This window comes from Microcoleus sp. LAD1_D5, from assembly GCF_036702115.1.
Taxonomy (GTDB): domain Bacteria; phylum Cyanobacteriota; class Cyanobacteriia; order Cyanobacteriales; family Microcoleaceae; genus Microcoleus.
In genome coordinates this window covers 1-17,530 of sequence record NZ_JAUBSA010000013.1, presented here as the reverse complement: position 1 = coordinate 17,530, position 17,530 = coordinate 1, and the positions used below count along the sequence as shown (strand labels likewise).

The following is a 17,530-nucleotide window of genomic DNA, read 5'->3' as shown; positions in this document are numbered from 1 at the left end:
CTCGGAAGTACGATTTTGCACCAGAACAACTTGCTTCAGAAACCAATATTTTCCCTGAAACCTTTCACATTAGCCCCAGCCATTTTTTTTAGTTTCTAGATAACTAAATCATTCTTCCTTCTGAAAGCTCCCCTAAAAACTGATACCGCAACTCGAATTAATTGCATCATGCTTGTAGGATGAGCGATCGCCCAGACATTGATTGTCAGACAAGTGATTCCCATCACTAACAAGATGTATGTCGGAGGCATTACTACCCCGATCGCGAACCAGCTAAAAACGTGAAATATCATTGCTGTAGCCCAAAGGCTGGCGACAACCACAGACGCCCAAATTTGTATTCGAGGTCGGTTTAGTGCTGTCAAAATCACTGTCTGCAAAGTAGTCAGCAAGTTTGCCGGAACTAAAAAGGCACAGATAGCTATGCAGTGGGTACAAGAAAACTCGGTAACTGTATTGAAGTCGATCATCAGTCTAATTGTCGGGCCTGTTGGATATACTTAAAGAGCTTAGCGTGACTTGACTTTTATATCTTGTCACCCTTACCTTAACTTAATATTTCCCTAAGTAGGCCGCTCTGGAGACGCATTTCTCTCCCCCTTTTCCCGCAGGCCAAATTTTACCACAAATATTAAAGTTTGGGAAAATTATTAAACATATTTGAAGAATGGCAACAATTGCTATGATAATTAACATCGGGAAGCGATAGTATAGAAGAGCCAAGTCGGTAAAAGTTTTAAAAGGCTGAGGCTGGTCTAACAGCAACAAATACGGCAGGCTGATTTTAGACTAAATCATTTTTGATTCGCTAATTATCGGATGATTGATTCTCCGTGTCCGTCAAGGGATCGAGCTGTTAGGCGATCGAACAATATGAGATTATTATGAAAAAGCCAATTTGCTCTCAAATCTCAAATCAATAGAACCCTCTCGAAATTTTACAGCGGAAGACAAAGAAAATGGATCAACAAATCACAATTCCCGCACTCGAAGAAGTTGACTTGACAAACTGCGACAGAGAACCCATTCATATATCGGGGCACATTCAGCCACACGGAGTGCTACTTGTTGTACGAGAACCAGAACTAGAAATACTGCAAGTCAGCCAAAATACCCAAGATTTGTTAGGACTAGATCCGGAAAATGCGATCGGTCGAAATTTGAGCTTATTATTCAATCGAGTTCAACTAAAAAAACTCAAGCTTTGTTTGTGTAATGAAAACTTAAAAATCGTTAATCCCATTAAACTCTCTGTCATAAACAAAGGTAAATATTTAGAATTTGACTGCATCCTCCACCGAGTAGAAGAAGTATTGATGGTCGAGTTGGAATTAGCCACAAGCCCAGAAAATCTTTCTGTTTTTAGTTTTTATCATTCAGTGAGAGCCACTGTCAGCAAAATTCAAAGCGCCCACAATCTCAAAGAATTATCTCAAATAACTGTAGAAGAAGTCAGAAAAATATCGGGTTTTGATAGAGTGATGGTCTATCAATTTGACCACGAAGGCAACGGCGCTGTGATCGCTGAAGACAAAGCAGAAATGCTGAGTGCTTTCTTAGGATTAAACTACCCCAGTTCAGATATCCCCAAACAAGCCAGACAACTGTATACGTTAAATTGGCTGAGGTTAATCCCAGATATTAATTATCAACCCGTCCCCCTTGTTTCGGGAAACAATGCTGTTACCACCCAGCCCCTAGACCTGAGTTTCAGCGTGTTGAGAAGCGTTTCTCCCATTCACATAGAATACCTGCAAAATATGGGAGTTGCAGCTTCGATGTCAATCTCATTAATCAAAGACAAAAAACTGTGGGGATTGATTGCGTGCCACAACTATACACCAAAACACCTCAACTATGAATTGCGCGCAGCTTGCGAATTTATCGGGCAAGTAATGTCCTTAGAACTGCAATCAAAAGAAGGAAACGAAGACTACGACTATAAACTACACTTGAAATCCATTCAAACCAAGATTTTTGAAGACATATCCACCTCCGACAACTTGTCACAAGTGTTAGGTAAATGTCAGCATAATTTGCTAGAAGCAGTCAACGCCCAAGGAGCAGTCATAGTATTTGGAGACAATTGCTATCAAGTAGGGCAAACACCTCAAGGAGAAGCACTCAAATACTTAACACAGTGGGTGCAACAACATTTAAAGAAAGAAATTTTTTATACAGACTCCCTCACCAAATGCTATCCAGAAGCTGAGGAATTTAAAGACACGGCCAGCGGGTGTTTGGCCATAGCAATATCGCCAACTCAGAAAATATACGTTTTGTGGTTTCGACCGGAAGTAATTAAGACGGTAAATTGGGCGGGGAACCCCAACAAAAAAGTTCAAATAGATGAAGATGGCAGTCATCGACTGTCTCCTCGGAAATCCTTCGCTCTGTGGCAAGAAAATGTGAAGTATAAATCATTGCCTTGGAAACAATGCGAAATAGACGCTGCATTAGAACTGAAAAAAGCAATGATTAATATAGTGCTGCGTCAAGCCGAAAAACTCGAAAAATTAAATACAGCACTAGAAGCCTCAGTCGCCAGAGAACGCGAAAAAACAGCTAATTTAAAAACAGCAATGTCCGAGCTTCAGCGGGCGCAAACTCAATTGGTGCAAAGCGAAAGAATGTCAAGTTTAGGACAGTTGGTGGCGGCTGTAGCTTATGAAGTCACTAACCCGATTAACTTCATCTACGGCAATCTTAGCTATGCCAACGAATACACTCAAAAACTCATCAATTTATTGCAGCTTTACGAGCAGCACTATCCCTCACCTTCGCCCGAAATTCAGGCAGAAATAGAAGCCGTAGAATTAGAGTTTATAGTGGAAGACTTACCGAAGTTGGTGGGTTCAATGAAAGTAGGAGCTAACCGCATCCGCGAGATAGTTCAGTCGCTGCGAAACTTTTCGAGAATTGACGAAGCCGAGATTAAACCAGTTGACCTTCATGACGGATTGGACAGCGCTTTGCTGATTTTGAGCAACCGACTAAAACCGAAGCCCGATCGCCCAGCAATTCATCTCATCAAAGAATATGGTTCTTTGCCTTTGGTTGAGTGTTACGCAGTTCAAATCAACCAAGTATTTATGAATGTACTGGCAAATGCAATTGATGCTCTCGAAGATGCTTTTGTCAACAATAATTTATCGTCGCACGGCGGGGACAAAGAAGAGCCAGTTAAGTACGGACAAATTCGGATTGTGACTGAACTTTGTCCGGGAGAAAAAGCCGTAGCAGTTCGGATCAAGGACAACGGTTGGGGCATGGAAGAAAAAGTTCGCCAGAAAATTTTTGAGCCTTTTTTTACCACCAAACAGGTGGGCAAAGGTGCGGGGATAGGTTTGGCTATTAGCCACGAAATTGCGGTAGAACAACACGGTGGCAAATTGACTTGCATTTCAGCCCCCGGAGAGGGAACCGAGTTCATTATTGAGATTCCCTTAAGCCAAACTCATCCTAAACCCATTGTCAAGTGAAAAAAAGTCCGCGCTAGCGAAGCTATCCCGAAAGTAGGAAATCGACAAAATTCAAAAATCGAAAATTCGATTAAAATACAAAAGCAGCTAAGTAGATTTGAGCCAATTCAGAGGAAGCTAGTATGACTGAAAAAAAAACCGCCCAATGGGATGCCGGCCGGTTTCTCAAAACCTTGGCTTATTTCGGCGTCATTCCCTTCATTGGCAGCATTAGCTGGCTGCAACAACTCTTTGGAAGCAGCAGCAAAACTAAAAAAGACCAACCCAAGCTGATACTGGTAGCCGGTGCCACCGGCGGCGTCGGGAAGCGAGTTGTCAAGCGGCTGCAACAGCGGGGAATTAGAGTGCGAGCCCTTGTCAGAGATACCAAAAGAGCAACAGAAATTCTCGGCAATAATGTCGAATTAGTCGAAGGAGATATCACTCTGCCAGAGACGCTAACACCGCTAGTAACCGAGGGTGTGGAAGCAGTTATTTGCTGCACCGGCACCAAAGTTCAACCAGTAGAAGGAGACACCCCAACCAGGGAAAAATACTATCAAGGCATCAAATTTTATATGCCGGAAGTTGTGGATGTTCCCGAAATAGTCGAATACAAAGGCCTTAATAATTTAGTCCAAGCGGTTCGCCGCCAGCTAATTCAACCAGGCGACAAAACAATTTTTGACTTCACAAAACCCAGCCAAGATTTAAAAGAAACTTGGGGGGCCCTGGACGACATCGTGATGGGTGGCACTAGCGAAAGTTCGATCCGGCTGACAGACAATACAGCTATATTCACAGGCAATGTTTCTACTGCCAACTCGGGCGGCTTTGCTTCGGTGCGTACCCGCAACTTCGATACTCCCCTCAATCTCACAGGATTTAGCGGCCTCCACCTGCGCGTCAAAGGAGACGGCAAGCGCTACAAATTGATTGTTCGCAACGAAGCTAAATGGGATGGAATTGGCTATTGCTATTCGTTTGATACTGTTTACAATACCTGGATTACTGTCACCGTTCCTTTCGATGAGTTAATTCCAGTATTCCGCGCGAAAACTGTTAAGGATGGCTCTAAATTTGATGGCAGCAGTATTTTTTCTTTTCAGTTAATGTTGAGCAAGTTTGAATATGACGGCGGGCTCAACCCGAAATTTACACCGGGTATTTTTCAACTGGAGTTAGAATCGATTAAAGCTTATGGGGGACAGAAGTTGCCGCGATTTGTGATGGTGAGTTCGGCAGGAGTTACCCGCCCGGGCCGCCCTGGAATTAACTTGGAAGAAGAACCGCCTGCTGTCAGGATGAATGATATGTTGGGGGGGATTTTGACTTGGAAGTTGAAAGGGGAAGATTGTGTGCGATCGAGCGGCATACCTTATACTGTTGTCAGACCTTGCGCTTTGACTGAAGAACCGGGAGGTAAAGCTTTAATATTTGAGCAAGGAGACAATATTAGGGGCAAAGTCAGTCGGGAAGATATTGCAGAATTGTGTGTGCAGGCTTTGGAACAACCGCAAGCTTGCAACGTTACTTTTGAGGTGAAAGAGGGGGAAAATGCCACTTCTCCGGGAGAATGGCAGGGTTTGTTTGCAGGAGTTAAATAACAATTGTTTGTAGGGGCTGATTAGTTTGTTACTCCCTTATTACTCGGCGCTTGAAACCGCGTCTACACAAACGAAGTCTGCCTCCGCAGACTAAGAAATAACTGGTTCCCAGGCTGAGTCTGGGAACCAGTTATCACCAATAACTAATAACTAATAACTACTAATTAATTTATGTCTGTGACTTTTTCCCGACGCAACCTGACTCCTTATTTGTTTTTGCTACCTGCTTTATTTATTTTGAGTTTGACTGTTTTGTGGCCGGCGGTGCAAGCTTTTTATTTGAGTTTTACCAACTACGAATATGATTTAACTCAAATGCCGCAGTGGGTGGGTTTAAAGAATTTTGAGAGGTTGTGGGGCGATCGCACCTTTTGGCAAACTTTGACGAATACGCTGCTGTATCTCACCTGCGTTGTGCCTGTATTGGTTGTTCTACCGTTGGGAATGGCGATTTTGTGCAACCAAAAACTTAAGGGGATGAACTGGTTTCGAGCAGCATACTACACGCCGGCGGTGATTTCAATGGTTGTCGCCGGGATTGCTTGGAAGTGGCTGTTTGCTGAGACGGGACTGCTGAATCAGTTGGGGGAATTGTTGGGTTTACCTCCTGTTTCTTGGTTGGCTAATCCGAAGTTAGCAATCTTTAGCGTTATGGCAGTTACTATCTGGAAAGGATTGGGTTATTACATGGTGATTTATTTGGCAGGGCTGCAAGCTATTCCGGCAGAACTTTATGAGGCGGCTGCTATAGATGGTTCTGATGGTTTGGGAAAGCACTGGGATATTACTGTGCCGCTGATGAAGCCGTATCTAGTTTTGGTAGCGGTAATTTCGGCGATTTCTGCTACTAAGGTTTTTGAAGAAGTTTATATTATGACTCAGGGCGGGCCTCGCAATAGTTCTAAGACTGTTGTTTATTATCTTTACGAACGGGCTTTTAAGGACTTGGAAATTGGCTATGCTTGTACGATCGGGCTGGTTTTGTTTTTGCTAATTTTGGGTTTGTCGATTTTGCAAGTTAGTCTTCAGGGTTTGGCTCGCAATGATTAAGATTGGTGACTGATGATGACGGACGCAATCCTGGCATCATAAACTCGGTTTCTCGTTCTCATTCCTGTGATTACCAGGACTTGGTTACATTCAGGAGCCCGGTTTCTTGCTCTAATTTATACTAATTTTAGACTGGAATCTCGAAGTAATGCGATCGCTCACGGCTTTGGGCAGGTCTTATTGGTGAAATCACAGGTATAAATATAGGGTTTCTGCCAGTTCAGAGGAATTTCTAATAAATCCCTGGTTCCGGTCATTCCCTGTCCAAGAAAGAGCAGCACAGCGATCGAGCTCAAGATGACATGGATAGTGCGCCAGCGATTTGAGCGGTCTTTGTAAATGTCTTCAATGATGGCAAGGGAAAAAACCATAATTAGCGCAGCGGCGATGCCAATGTAGTAGTGAGACCAATACCATTCATTGGTTCGCCGATAAACGCCATCTTGAGTGCCAAGAATCACCAAACCAGTACCTGTTAGGGTCGCAAATATGCCGCGCCATAAAGCGGGTGTAGCTCGATATAGCATGACCAAAGAGGCGACAGTTGCAACAAACATCAGGACAATGAAAATGACCTGAAACGAGTTTTTGCTCCAAACATCCTTGCTCCAAATATGCTCAAAAATTGGGTAGGCTAGACCCAACAACGTCACTCCTACCACAGAACCTGACAGAATTCGACCTGCTTTGACGTGTTCGGGACCGACTACAGGTGGAATTTTGCTCTTGGTGTCGATCGCAATTTGCTTGCGACGCTGCATAGTTTGCCACGCCATATTGAGAACAACACCAAGCATAGGAAAAACAATCGCTACAGCTAAAATAGGATGCAGCAAGGCCAGAAAATCTTTAAATTCCATAGATCAGCTTTTTGTTGAGGAGGGTTGGCTTCATCAACCCGGTTTTTGCGATACATAATATCATACCCGGTGATCTAAGCACAGTAAGTTTGTAGTCAGGACTAATAGTGATTATTCACCCCCATATAGAGGGCTAAAGTCCTGACTACCAACACGCTTTATGAGGGGTAATTCACCGGAGATGTTGAGCAATAAGAAGATATAGCAGTTGTCAGTTGGGTGAGCTACAGGTTTCTCAATTACGCAATGAAGCAATTACAATTACCTTGTTCTCAGGGAAATGAAAACTGCTGGCGGTAATGTCAGTGCCGGTTAGCCACTAATTCCCTGCATCACTTTGAGCCTATATGTTACTGGCTTTTCAGCATTAAAGAACTCCTAGCGAGAGTGAAATCACTTCTGCACCGAACTAAACCAAATGACCCGGATAAGTTATAATTTGAAGACCTAATTTGGAACGGTTTAACCCCTGAAGTTTAGGGAGGCAATCAACTAATTGAACTCACTGCCAAAGAGTTGAATTTGTTAGAAGTTAGGCGGTAAAATCCCCGTCATTTCCTTACCCGCGAGCGAACTTTAGAAAAAGTCTGGGGTGACGCTTTTATGGGCGAGTCAAACATTATTGAAGTGTATATTCGTGCGTTACGGATTAAATTAGAAGCAAGTAACTCCAAACGCCTGCTGCCTACTGTCCGGGGAGTTGGGTACGTGTTGCGAGAGCAAAAGTGATGAGGGGCGGATTTACAAATAGTTGGCAGATAAAGTATCGATACTGGTGAACCCGCTCCTATTATACTACCTATTTTTTTTTGTAAAAAATAGACTTAGAAATCCGGTCGTTCCTGATAATCTTCCGCCGAACTAGGGTCTAATTCCCAGCGACTTTCATCTCGATGTTCAAGCATATTTGTTGTGTTCAAAATAGCGCCATCGGGCATTTCTATGCCCGCAGCGGCTCCCAGTTCGTCAACCATATCCAGGTCGGGAGTAGGCGCGGTTCCGCCCACCGATTGCTCCCCAGTGGCACTTTCTTGTTCCGCAGCCGGATCGCCATCCTCGCCGCCGATTTGGGAACTGGTGGAAGAGTAGTCCGAACTGCTGTCCTGCAGGGTTGTTATGTCGTCTTGGCTCAATCCCGGTTGATCGATGACGCCAGTACCGTAAGATTCGGTAATTTCTTGAGGCAAATCGCCCAAATTATCGCGTTCTGTTGTTGTTTTTGCGTTGCTTTTCTTTTGCTGGGCCACGATACTTGCTCCTGTTTGTTTTTGAACTCAATTAAATTAAAAATGTCCGAATTTGGCTTTAATTGAATTGTTTTTAGTAATTGCCTATGGCTAGAATTAATTCATATTATAATTACTATTTAAGCTTTTAGCTTCTATCCCAGGAAATATATTGAGTCGGCTCAGCTATTTCATAGGGAATACAAAAAGCGATCGCCATTTTCAAAACGGCGATCGCTTTTTAATTCGGAGGCTAATGCTATTCTGGAAAATCAGGGATTACCCATTTGGGGGGTTCCGTCCGTTTCCTTCTCACGGCTTCCTCTGCTATTTCTAGCATTTTATCCAGAGAAGTATTTTCAATAAAGTTAGAAGTTGCTTCTGCGTATTCCCGCTTCGGGCACTTGTCACCCAGAACGCAGCCATTGACGCAAGCCACAGCACAATCGACAGTGTTCTCCACCATAACTTTTTTCCTTTCACGGTTCCAACAACTAGCAGGCAGATGCTCGGGGTTAATTTGTCAAGAGACTGCCCTCTATGTTTATTTTACTTTACAAACAGGCCTCAAAGGTCGATCGCCAGGGCAAAACTGTTATAAAATCAAAGCAACCTACCTAATCTGCCGATCGTGAATAATTTTCTTCGGCGCTTAAAGCTTTTACCTTGGCGAGAAATGCTGCAAATTGCCGCCCTCGTCAACTGCATCGTGGTTGGATTGGAGTTATTTTTAGCCTGGGGTTTCACGCAATCGCAGGTAATCCGCAACGTCGTGACGCTTCTGTTCAGCTCCCCGCTGGGAAGATTGATACCTTTTGCTGCTGCTGTGGGAATGGGAGCTTTAGCAGTGTACTTTTTAGAGTATTGGCAACAACAATTTTTGCTCAACCGAATTAGTTTGTGGGTTTTAGTTTTGTGCGTGCTCTTGGGTTTGGTATTAAAGTCCTTCCTGCCCATACCTCCTTTATTAGCAAGTTTATCGCAAGCTGCACTAATCGGAGTTACGGTGGGAGTTTTTTGGAAGGGTCGGCCTTATTGGCGATAGTCAGGCGATTTTAGATTTTAGATTTTAGATTTTAGATTAGCTATGAATGATGAATCTCCTGGTTCGAGCTTGTCTAAAGTTGCATTTTTTTTGAATATAAAATCAGTCGTCATTGGTCATTGGTTATTAGTCTATAGGTAGGTGTGCATTGCACACCTTACCACTTAAAACAAGAAATTCCTTCTTCCTTCTGCTTAGGGCAGCCAAAAATCAGGAATGAATGTTTTAGTCAAACTGCGAGTAAACTGATTAATCCTTCTCCCGATTTGAATGTGCGGTTCGTCAGCTTCCACCGGAATAATTGCCGCTTTGTTTCCGATTCCGAAACGCGACATTACCAAATTAGCCGCCTCTAAACCAGTAACATAAGCCTTTTCCTGCGACCAAGAACCGTGACGAGTAACAACCCAATCGCCGCTCATGAATACATTATCATAACTTGTTATTGCCGGCAACAAATACTGATAACTGCCCGGGGCAAAATGCGTCACCGCCCGCGACAGCCGAATCGCGCTGCTATCAATTACTTTTGCCTCCCGAAAAGCCGGAAGGCAAGTCGCTAAATCCCGCTGAACTAAAGAAACAATTTCCTCATCTTTTAGGGGAATTAATTGGTTTGCGTGATAAAAGTCAGCTTCGACAACTGTTCCCGGTTCGTCTCGAAATTCGTCGTGCAAAGCATTCAAATCAAAAAACGTCCAACCTGTAGTTGAACTAAACCCAAAACAGGCATTAGAAGGCAGCGGGATGTCAATTTTTCGGTCAAACCACAGGCGAACAGCTAACACGTCCACTGCACCCAAATTCATCGCGTCCCGAAACTCTTGGCGACTTTGCAAAGCTGGGCTGCTGCTGATAATTTTTTGCATTCCCGTGACGCCAACTGCAAAAATAACTGCATCTGCATCGAAGGTTTCTTCGCCGCAAACAACGCCTGTTGCTCGGTTGTGGGTGTCAACTACTAAGTCAGTAACTCGCTGCTGTGTCAATACTTTTGCACCGAGTTTTTCCAGGCGTTCGACCCAGGGACGAAAGATTTTTTCTCCGACAGTTCCGCGACACCAAACTACATCAAAATCCGGTTGGTGTGCTAAGATGAAATAATAAAGCATTCCCAAAGCTGCGGCGGCAGAACATTGTTCTCCTGGTGCAAATAAACCTACTAATAACATCGGTTCAAAAGCATCGCGGTACAGTCTTGCAGAAACGCCAAACTGTTTGAAGAGTTCGCGGGCTGTGACGCGATCGTACCTGCGCCAAGCTTCGTCGGAATTGTCGAAATCTAGGACGGCGTAGAGTAAGGGCAAGGCTGAAAGCCGATCGACTAATGGCAGCCTTTTAAATCTGGTATAAAGAAATGTTCCTAACGGTGTGGGAAGGATCGGTTCGTCCTGAAAAATCGGCGATTCTACTTCCAATCCTGCCGGTGAATACTGACAAGAACGAGTCCAAGGCGTGAAGGGAGCGAGTCCTAATTCCTTGACCAAGGAAAAGATATTTTGGTAGGGATACCAGAAGCCATGAATCCCAGCTTCTACGGAACGCCCGCCGGCGGTTTTCCACCCTGCAACTAAGCCACCCGGATAAGGGCCTGCTTCTAACAAAGTTACGTCATAGCCTTGCTGAGCTAGGTGATAGGTAGCGCCTAAACCGGCCCATCCTGCACCGACGACGACTATTTTTGGGGCTGACGATTCTGCTGACATTGCGTACCTCTTGATAATTTATTAATGATGACATAATTCATAAAATGCGGATTTGATATAAAATGTGTTGAATTATGTGTTAAATTTCGCTTGAGTGAATAATGAGTGTCAAAAACCGCCAGCAGACTAACCTGTTGCTGCTCTTATTTCCCGCTACCGCATGGCTGATGGTTTTCTTCATTTTGCCCGTGCTAATTGTACTGTTGTACAGTTTCTTAGAACGCGGTACTTACGGCGGTGTTACTTGGATATTTACTCTCAGCAACTACCAGCGTTTGTTCAGCGGACTTTTCTTAGGAGTCATTGGGCGATCGCTCTGGCTGGCTTTTCTGACAACAGCCGCTTGCTTGTTAGTGGGCTATCCCCTGGCATTTTTCATCGCCACCCGTTCTCCCCGCTGGCGAAATGCTTTGCTTTTGCTGGTAATTATTCCATTTTGGACTAATTTTTTAGTTAGAACCTACGCCTGGATCATACTCCTACGTAGCGAAGGAGTAGTTAACACAGCCCTGCAAAGCCTGCAAATTATTAGCGAACCGTTAAACTTGCTTTTTACGCCTTTCGCTGTGGCGATAGGTCTTATTTACGGCTATTTACCTTTCATGGTTCTGCCTTTATATTCTAGCATAGAACGCTTCAATTTTTCATTGGTAGAAGCCGCTCACGATTTAGGGGCAAATGACATCCGCACTTTTTGGCGCGTATTTTTACCCTTAACAAGTCGCGGCATTGTTGCCGGCTCTATTTTAGTTTTTGTTCCCGCAGTGGGCGCTTTCATCACACCGGATATATTGGGGGGTTCTAAAACAGTTATGGTGGGGAATTTGATTCAAAATCAGTTTATGAAAGCCCGCGATTGGCCTTTTGGGTCGGCGCTTTCTATGCTGTTGACGGTAATCATATTGATTCCTGTGTTAATTTACTTCCGCGTGTCTGACGAAACTCAATAAGGTAAGGTATACACGATCGTTGCACCCTGCGTTTAGGTTAAGATGCGCTAATGATTAATGACTAATGACTACTGACTCCTGACTAATGACTACTGACTACTAACTAATGACTAAAATAAAACTAGATTTACTCGTGCGTGCGATGGGCAAAAAGTGGCTTTGGGTACAAGCTGCACTAGCATTTGCCTTTCTTTACTTGCCAATTCTCATCTTAATTATTTACTCCTTTAACGCCTCCAGATTCAATGCCGTTTGGCGTGGCTTTACCCTTGACTGGTACCGCAGTTTGTTTAGCAATGCAGGCACGACGATTGCTACGAGTAGCAGCGCCGGAATCTTGACATCACTCAACAACAGCTTGCTAATTGCAGCTATTTCGACTTTGCTGGCGACCGTTTTTGGTACAATGATCGCCCTAGCGCTGGAACGCTTTCATTTCCCCGGGCGCAAAGCAGTAGAAGCTTTACTGTTTTTGCCGATTATCATGCCCGAAATTACGATCGGCATTTCGCTGCTAGTTTTCTTTACCCTAGTATTTCGGATCGTAGAAAATTTCACGGGAATTCGCCTCAATCTCGGCTTACCTACCGTAATTATCGGTCATGTTGTCTTTAATATTTCCTTTGTGACTATTACTGTCAGGGCGCGTTTGGCGGAACTAGATCCTCAATTAGAACAAGCAGCTTTTGACTTAGGCGCTAACGAATGGCGGACTTTTTGGCGCATCACTCTCCCTCTAATTTGGCCCGCTATTTTCAGCGCGGCACTGCTGGCTTTTACTCTGTCGCTGGACGATTTTGTCGTGACATTCTTTACCACAGGCGTCGGTTCAGTGACCCTGCCACTATTTGTTTACGGCATGATAAAATTTGCAGTAACGCCAGCGATTAATGCCATTTCAACTTTGATGTTGTTGGCTTCCTTATTGCTTGTTTTATCATCTTTAAAAGTTCAGAAAAGTTAAAAGAATTGCTTTCTGTGTCATAATTATTGTCATCTGCAACTAACACAACCTATGAAACGCCTGCTGACTTTCCTACTTTTGTTTGTGATGAGTGCAACGGTGGCTTTCGGCTGTAGCCCCACAGGTGGCAACCAGCAGCAAGTCCTCAGCATTTACAATTATGCAAGTTATATCGCCCCAGAAGCGATCGCCCAATTCGAGAAAGAAAATAATGTTAAAATTCAATACGACACTTTCGAGAGCAGCGACGCACTCTATGCCAAACTAAAACAGGGAAACCCCGGTTACGACTTAATATTTCCCGCCGATTACATGGTGAAAATCATGATCGCAGAAAATATAATTGAGCCGCTGAATTTAAACAATATTCCCAACCAAAAAAACCTAGAACCTAAGTTTATCAATCAAGCTTTTGACCCAGGGAATAAATATTCCCTGCCCTACCAGTGGGGAACGATGGGAATTGGCTACAACGTGAAAACCACCAAGGGGGATATCAACAGTTGGGCGGCGATGTTCGACCCGAAATATACCGGAAAAGTGGCGTGGCAAGACGATGCCAGATACACATTTGCAGGAGTTTTAATGTATTTAGGATTTGACCCAAATACAACCAACCCCGAAGAAATTAACAAAGCCCGCGATTTGCTGATTAAAAGTAACAATATCATTGCCGCTTTTGTCCCGGATACTGGTCAAAATCTGCTCGATCAAGGAGAAGTAAGTCTGACAATGGAATGGAGCGGCGATGTTTTCCAAGTTATGAAAGAAAATCCTAATCTCCGCTACGCTATTCCCAAAGAAGGAACAATTATCTTTTTAGACAACATGGCAATTCCCAAAGGTGCGCCCCATAAAGAGTTAGCGGAGAAATTTATTAACTTTATTTTGCAGCCAGAAGTAGGCGCTAAAGTGTCTAATTTTACCCACTATGGCTTGCCCAACAAAGCAGCAATCGATCAAGGTTTAATCGACCCGAACGATTTGAAAAACCCTCAAATTTACCCCCCGGCTGAGGTGTTTGACAAAATGAAATTATTGCAGGATGTCGGCAAAGCAACTGCATTGTACGATCGAGCTTGGACGGAAGTTAAAGCAGGGGCTGGAAAGTAGATATAAAACAGGTTTCTGCCGGGGCTGGTTTACTTAATTTTTTAGCTTGTTTTGGAGTTGCACCATTCTCAAAAACAGGCAAGATGCCTGTTCCACAAAGAATAAATTTCTTGTGGAACGGGCATCTTGCCCGTTCCTAAACCAGTAATTGAGAATGGTGCAAGATATCAGTTTAACCGAACTCGAACTCAGATTTTTATCACTCAGACATACTAACACAATGCACGCTGTCGAAGTTTTAGAAGTTTCCAAAGTATTTAAAAGTGTCCGCAGTCAAGATTTTTTAGCTGTAGATAACATCAACCTGCAAATTTACGATCGAGAATTCTTTTCTTTACTCGGCCCTTCCGGCTGCGGCAAAACTACAACCTTGCGAATGATCGCGGGTTTTGAAACTCCCACAGCGGGCGAAATTTACATTCACGGCCAACCGATGCAAAATCGCCCACCGTTTCACCGCCCAGTAAATACGGTATTTCAAAATTATGCTTTATTTCCGCACATGACAGTAGCACAAAATGCCGCTTTTGGGTTGGAAATGGAGAATTGGCCTCAGAAAACAATTCGCGATCGCGTTGCTGAAGCCTTAGCATTAGTACAGTTAACCGAGGTAGGAAAACGCTATCCCCGCCAACTCTCAGGGGGACAGCAGCAGCGAGTAGCGCTAGCAAGAGCATTAGTCAAACAGCCGTCTGTTTTGCTGTTGGATGAACCCCTAGGAGCGCTGGATTTAAAATTGCGTAAAGAGATGCAATTAGAATTAAAAAAAATGCAGCGTAAATTGGGAATTACGTTTATTTATGTGACTCACGATCAAGAAGAAGCGCTAACTATGTCTGACAGAATTGCAGTAATGGATGGAGGAAAACTGCAACAAGTCGGGACGCCTGTTGATATTTATGAATATCCTAAAACGCGGTTTGTTGCTGATTTTATTGGCGATAGCAATTTTTTAAGCGGGCAAGTTGTAGAAAAGCAAAACGGTCAAATAATCGTGTTGGTTGACCAGCAGTTGCCCGTGTTAGTTGCGACAGCCGAAGATATGCCCGCTGGGAAAGTTGTCACCCTGGTGTTGCGGCCAGAAAAAGCTGCTATTTACCCGGCTAATTATGACGCTGAAAATACCTGGCCGGGAATAGTAGAAGAGGCTATTTATATTGGCACTGACACGCGCTATACGGTGCGGTTGACTGCTAAAAGTTCGATCGCCCTTCGCCGACAAAACTTGCACAGAGATGACTTGCAGCGACACCAAGTCGGCGACAGCGTTCGAGTTGCCGTGCCGCCGGAAAGTATTTGCATTTTTTGACATCTAACTATCGCTACCGTCGTCAAGCACCGTCTAACCAGTAAAGCTAAGTCCAAGCGACGTGACAATGGAAAACTTAGTTGAGATTTTAGAAGATTGAGGAGCCGATTGAAGATGTACTTCCTTCCCGCTAGAAGATAATCTACTTCTTCCTCCAGCTTCCTCCTTCTTCCTTCGCGTTCTTGGCGTCTTCGCGGTTCAATAATATAGACAGTATTGGTGCTAAACTCGCGTTTGACTTTGCACAATTTCCTCCAAGAGTCGCTCTTGACTTTTCGCAGGTTCCTTGCAAGTTAAACATTCGCAAACTAACCCGACAATACCTTCAGGCAAATCAGCCTCAATCTGACAGACAGCAGTCGGATAATACTGGGAAATCAAGCCAGAAATTTGATCGGGAGTCGTGCGAATTAGGGTAGAATGCTGATACCAATCGAGAGCAGAAAGCAAACTAGGACAAGCTTGCGGAGAATCTTGTACAATACTGCTGAAAGCTTGCAAACCTTGCTCCGCGCGATCGAGATATTCCAAATTCTGCCCCAGCAGTGCGAGACGAACCAAAGAGGCGATCGCAATTCCATTCGCCGCCGGAGTTGCATTGTCTATATAGCTACGTTCCCGCACCAACAAATCTCCGCTAGCATCCTTAGCAGTATTGTAATATCCTCCCAATTCCACACTCCACAAAAACTCATCAAACTCTTCTTGCACCTGCACAGCTTTCTCCAACCAAAACTGAGAATTCGGCAACTGTTTTGCCTCTTCCCCGTTGCCTAAAGTCAAACTCGCTTGATGCAAATCCAACAAAGCTTTCACAAACAAAGCATAATCTTCCGACTGCGCGGTTACAGCAGATTGTCCGTCATAATTCAACCGCTGAAACCGCCCATCCGTCCACTGATTATCTAAAATAAAATTAGCTGTTGTCACAGCTAATTCCAGATATTCCAAATTTCCAAAAACAGCCGCAGCGCGGGCTAAACCCGAAATCATTAAGCTATTCCAAGCAGCAATCATTTTCGTGTCAGTAACTGCGGGAATTCTACCCGACCAACTGTCGTTTTTAGCTTCTTGATTGTTGCGGGCTGGCGGAAAGGTTTTTACAGTATCGGGATTGCCACCGTAGCGAACTTGAAAGAGTTTAGCCAAAGCCGCTTCTACCGTGTCGCTCAGTTTTCCTGGATGGCGGCGCTGTAATACATTCTTGCCTTCAAAATTGCCGCTGCGACTAACAGTAAACTGTGCTTTAATTTCTGCCAATTCCTCAGCAGTTAATAGTTGTTCTAGTTCGGCATAAGTCCAGACATAAAATGCTCCTTCTTCCGGTTCAACTTCTTCAGAAGTGGTAAAGCTGTCCGCATCCTGTGCAGCATAAAAATAGCCTGTTGGCGCAATCATTTCTCGCTTCAACCATTCTACTGTCCCCGCGATCGCAGTTTCAAAAGCGGGTTCTTGTATTCCCGCGCTCCACAAATTTGCTAAATACTCAACAATTTGACCGTTGTCGTAGAGCATTTTTTCAAAGTGGGGCACAGTCCAAGTCGCATCAACTGTATAGCGGTGAAATCCGCCTCCTACGTGGTCGTAAATGCCTCCCAATGCTAAGTCTAATCCGCGTTGAGTGCAGACTTGTTTGCTGTCGTATTTTGATTCAAAATTAAATCTGGTTCCCCGCAGTGCTAGCTCAGCATAAGGTATCATCGGAAAACTGGGGCCGGGGTTGCTGCCCGCAATAATTCCGGTGTTGAGTTCTAAGCCTTTTTGGAAGACTTCGCGATTTAATTCGGCGGTTACTCCTGACAGCGCTGCCGTCTGTTGGAGGTTGCCTAAAATCTCTGCTTTGAAGGCTTCTACTTTGCCTTTTTCTGTGTCGTAAAAGCGGCGAATTGCTTGCAAAACTTCTAAAAATCCCGGCCGTCCGTAGCGCGGTTCTACGGGGAAATAAGTGCCTCCGTAGAAGGGAACTCGCTCGTCTGGAGTGAGAAAAACGTTGAGCGGCCAACCGCCTTGACCAGTCATCATTTGCAAGGTTTGCATATAAATGCTGTCGATATCCGGGCGTTCTTCGCGATCGACTTTTATCGGTATAAAATGCGAATTCATGTATTGGGCGATCGCGCCATCGGAAAATGCTTCCCCTTCCATCACCGTACACCAGTGGCAGCTAGAGTAGCCAATTGACAGGAAAATCGGTTTATTTTCGCTTCGGGCCGCTTCCAAAGCTTCGTCGCACCAAGGC

14 protein-coding genes and 1 pseudogene are annotated in these 17,530 nt (G+C 44.3%); 9 read left to right on the top strand and 6 right to left on the bottom strand.

Features of this window, described 5'->3' with window-relative positions; genetic code table 11:
- Window positions 1–95 precede the first annotated feature (95 nt).
- Entirely contained in the window at window positions 96–470 is a 375-nt protein-coding gene (locus QUA70_RS08560) for a hypothetical protein (RefSeq protein ID WP_333346310.1), read from the bottom strand.
- Between the two features lie 489 nt (window positions 471–959).
- On the opposite strand from QUA70_RS08560, the gene QUA70_RS08555 reads away from it, so the two are divergent.
- The 3 genes from QUA70_RS08555 (at window position 960) to QUA70_RS08545 (ending at window position 6,118) form a co-directional block, all read left to right on the top strand.
- The gene (locus QUA70_RS08555) at window positions 960–3,482 is read left to right on the top strand and encodes an ATP-binding protein (protein WP_333346313.1); all 2,523 of its coding nucleotides are present in this window, start codon (window positions 960–962) and stop codon (window positions 3,480–3,482) included.
- Between the two features lie 122 nt (window positions 3,483–3,604).
- Entirely contained in the window at window positions 3,605–5,068 is a 1,464-nt protein-coding gene (locus QUA70_RS08550; protein WP_333346315.1) for a CIA30 family protein, read from the top strand.
- 171 nt (window positions 5,069–5,239) lie between these two features.
- Window positions 5,240–6,118: a sugar ABC transporter permease gene (locus QUA70_RS08545; RefSeq protein ID WP_333326712.1), complete on the top strand. Its 879-nt coding sequence runs from the start codon at window positions 5,240–5,242 to the stop codon at window positions 6,116–6,118.
- Between the two features lie 158 nt (window positions 6,119–6,276).
- Here the strand turns inward: QUA70_RS08545 and QUA70_RS08540 are convergent, their stop codons facing one another.
- Window positions 6,277–6,978 (bottom strand): DUF4079 domain-containing protein, encoded by a 702-nt coding sequence (locus QUA70_RS08540; RefSeq protein ID WP_333346317.1) that lies wholly within the window; start codon window positions 6,976–6,978, stop codon window positions 6,277–6,279.
- Window positions 6,979–7,338: 360 nt separating this feature from the next.
- Between QUA70_RS08540 and QUA70_RS28560 the strand changes: the two are divergent.
- Window positions 7,339–7,707, top strand: a pseudogene (locus tag QUA70_RS28560) (response regulator transcription factor); the annotation flags it as partial.
- 95 nt (window positions 7,708–7,802) lie between these two features.
- Here QUA70_RS28560 and QUA70_RS08530 read toward each other — a convergent pair.
- Both QUA70_RS08530 and QUA70_RS08525 read right to left on the bottom strand, forming a co-directional pair.
- The gene (locus QUA70_RS08530) at window positions 7,803–8,225 is read right to left on the bottom strand and encodes a DUF6335 family protein (protein WP_333346319.1); all 423 of its coding nucleotides are present in this window, start codon (window positions 8,223–8,225) and stop codon (window positions 7,803–7,805) included.
- 238 nt (window positions 8,226–8,463) lie between these two features.
- Window positions 8,464–8,670 carry a hypothetical protein gene (locus tag QUA70_RS08525; protein WP_006634408.1) on the bottom strand — a complete coding sequence of 69 codons (207 nt, stop codon included), beginning with the start codon at window positions 8,668–8,670 and terminating at the stop codon, window positions 8,464–8,466.
- A 165-nt stretch (window positions 8,671–8,835) separates the two neighbouring features.
- On the opposite strand from QUA70_RS08525, the gene QUA70_RS08520 reads away from it, so the two are divergent.
- Entirely contained in the window at window positions 8,836–9,249 is a 414-nt protein-coding gene (locus QUA70_RS08520; protein WP_333346322.1) for a peptide chain release factor 1, read from the top strand.
- Window positions 9,250–9,443: 194 nt separating this feature from the next.
- Here the strand turns inward: QUA70_RS08520 and QUA70_RS08515 are convergent, their stop codons facing one another.
- Complete coding sequence (locus QUA70_RS08515; RefSeq protein ID WP_333346325.1) at window positions 9,444–10,955, bottom strand: FAD-dependent oxidoreductase; 1,512 nt, start codon at window positions 10,953–10,955, stop codon at window positions 9,444–9,446.
- A gap of 101 nt (window positions 10,956–11,056) precedes the next feature.
- Here QUA70_RS08515 and QUA70_RS08510 point away from each other — a divergent pair, with 101 nt between their 5' ends.
- The 4 genes from QUA70_RS08510 (at window position 11,057) to QUA70_RS08495 (ending at window position 15,291) form a co-directional block, all read left to right on the top strand.
- Window positions 11,057–11,905: an ABC transporter permease gene (locus tag QUA70_RS08510; RefSeq protein ID WP_333326700.1), complete on the top strand. Its 849-nt coding sequence runs from the start codon at window positions 11,057–11,059 to the stop codon at window positions 11,903–11,905.
- 106 nt (window positions 11,906–12,011) lie between these two features.
- The gene (locus QUA70_RS08505) at window positions 12,012–12,869 is read left to right on the top strand and encodes an ABC transporter permease (protein WP_333326698.1); all 858 of its coding nucleotides are present in this window, start codon (window positions 12,012–12,014) and stop codon (window positions 12,867–12,869) included.
- Between the two features lie 51 nt (window positions 12,870–12,920).
- Window positions 12,921–13,982, top strand: coding sequence for a spermidine/putrescine ABC transporter substrate-binding protein (locus QUA70_RS08500; RefSeq protein WP_333326696.1), 1,062 nt, complete (start codon window positions 12,921–12,923; stop codon window positions 13,980–13,982).
- A 220-nt stretch (window positions 13,983–14,202) separates the two neighbouring features.
- Window positions 14,203–15,291, top strand: a complete 1,089-nt coding sequence (locus QUA70_RS08495; protein WP_333326838.1) for an ABC transporter ATP-binding protein — start codon at window positions 14,203–14,205, stop codon at window positions 15,289–15,291.
- 222 nt (window positions 15,292–15,513) lie between these two features.
- On the opposite strand, the gene QUA70_RS08490 is transcribed toward QUA70_RS08495, so the two are convergent.
- A partial coding sequence (locus QUA70_RS08490; protein WP_333346328.1) for a thioredoxin domain-containing protein occupies window positions 15,514–17,530 on the bottom strand: 2,017 nt, incomplete at its 5' end.

Bases quoted from the DNA above. Each gene is read 5' to 3' on its own strand.
- QUA70_RS08525 (WP_006634408.1), bottom strand. From the start codon at position 8,670: ATGGTGGAGAACACTGTCGATTGTGCTGTGGCTTGCGTCAATGGCTGC.
- QUA70_RS08560 (WP_333346310.1), bottom strand. From the start codon at position 470: ATGATCGACTTCAATACAGTTACCGAGTTTTCTTGTACCCACTGCATA.
- QUA70_RS08495 (WP_333326838.1), top strand. From the start codon at position 14,203: ATGCACGCTGTCGAAGTTTTAGAAGTTTCCAAAGTATTTAAAAGTGTC.
- QUA70_RS08515 (WP_333346325.1), bottom strand. From the start codon at position 10,955: ATGTCAGCAGAATCGTCAGCCCCAAAAATAGTCGTCGTCGGTGCAGGA.
- QUA70_RS08550 (WP_333346315.1), top strand. From the start codon at position 3,605: ATGACTGAAAAAAAAACCGCCCAATGGGATGCCGGCCGGTTTCTCAAA.
- QUA70_RS08505 (WP_333326698.1), top strand. From the start codon at position 12,012: ATGACTAAAATAAAACTAGATTTACTCGTGCGTGCGATGGGCAAAAAG.
- QUA70_RS08545 (WP_333326712.1), top strand. From the start codon at position 5,240: ATGTCTGTGACTTTTTCCCGACGCAACCTGACTCCTTATTTGTTTTTG.
- QUA70_RS08555 (WP_333346313.1), top strand. From the start codon at position 960: ATGGATCAACAAATCACAATTCCCGCACTCGAAGAAGTTGACTTGACA.
- QUA70_RS08510 (WP_333326700.1), top strand. From the start codon at position 11,057: ATGAGTGTCAAAAACCGCCAGCAGACTAACCTGTTGCTGCTCTTATTT.
- QUA70_RS08540 (WP_333346317.1), bottom strand. From the start codon at position 6,978: ATGGAATTTAAAGATTTTCTGGCCTTGCTGCATCCTATTTTAGCTGTA.
- QUA70_RS08500 (WP_333326696.1), top strand. From the start codon at position 12,921: ATGAAACGCCTGCTGACTTTCCTACTTTTGTTTGTGATGAGTGCAACG.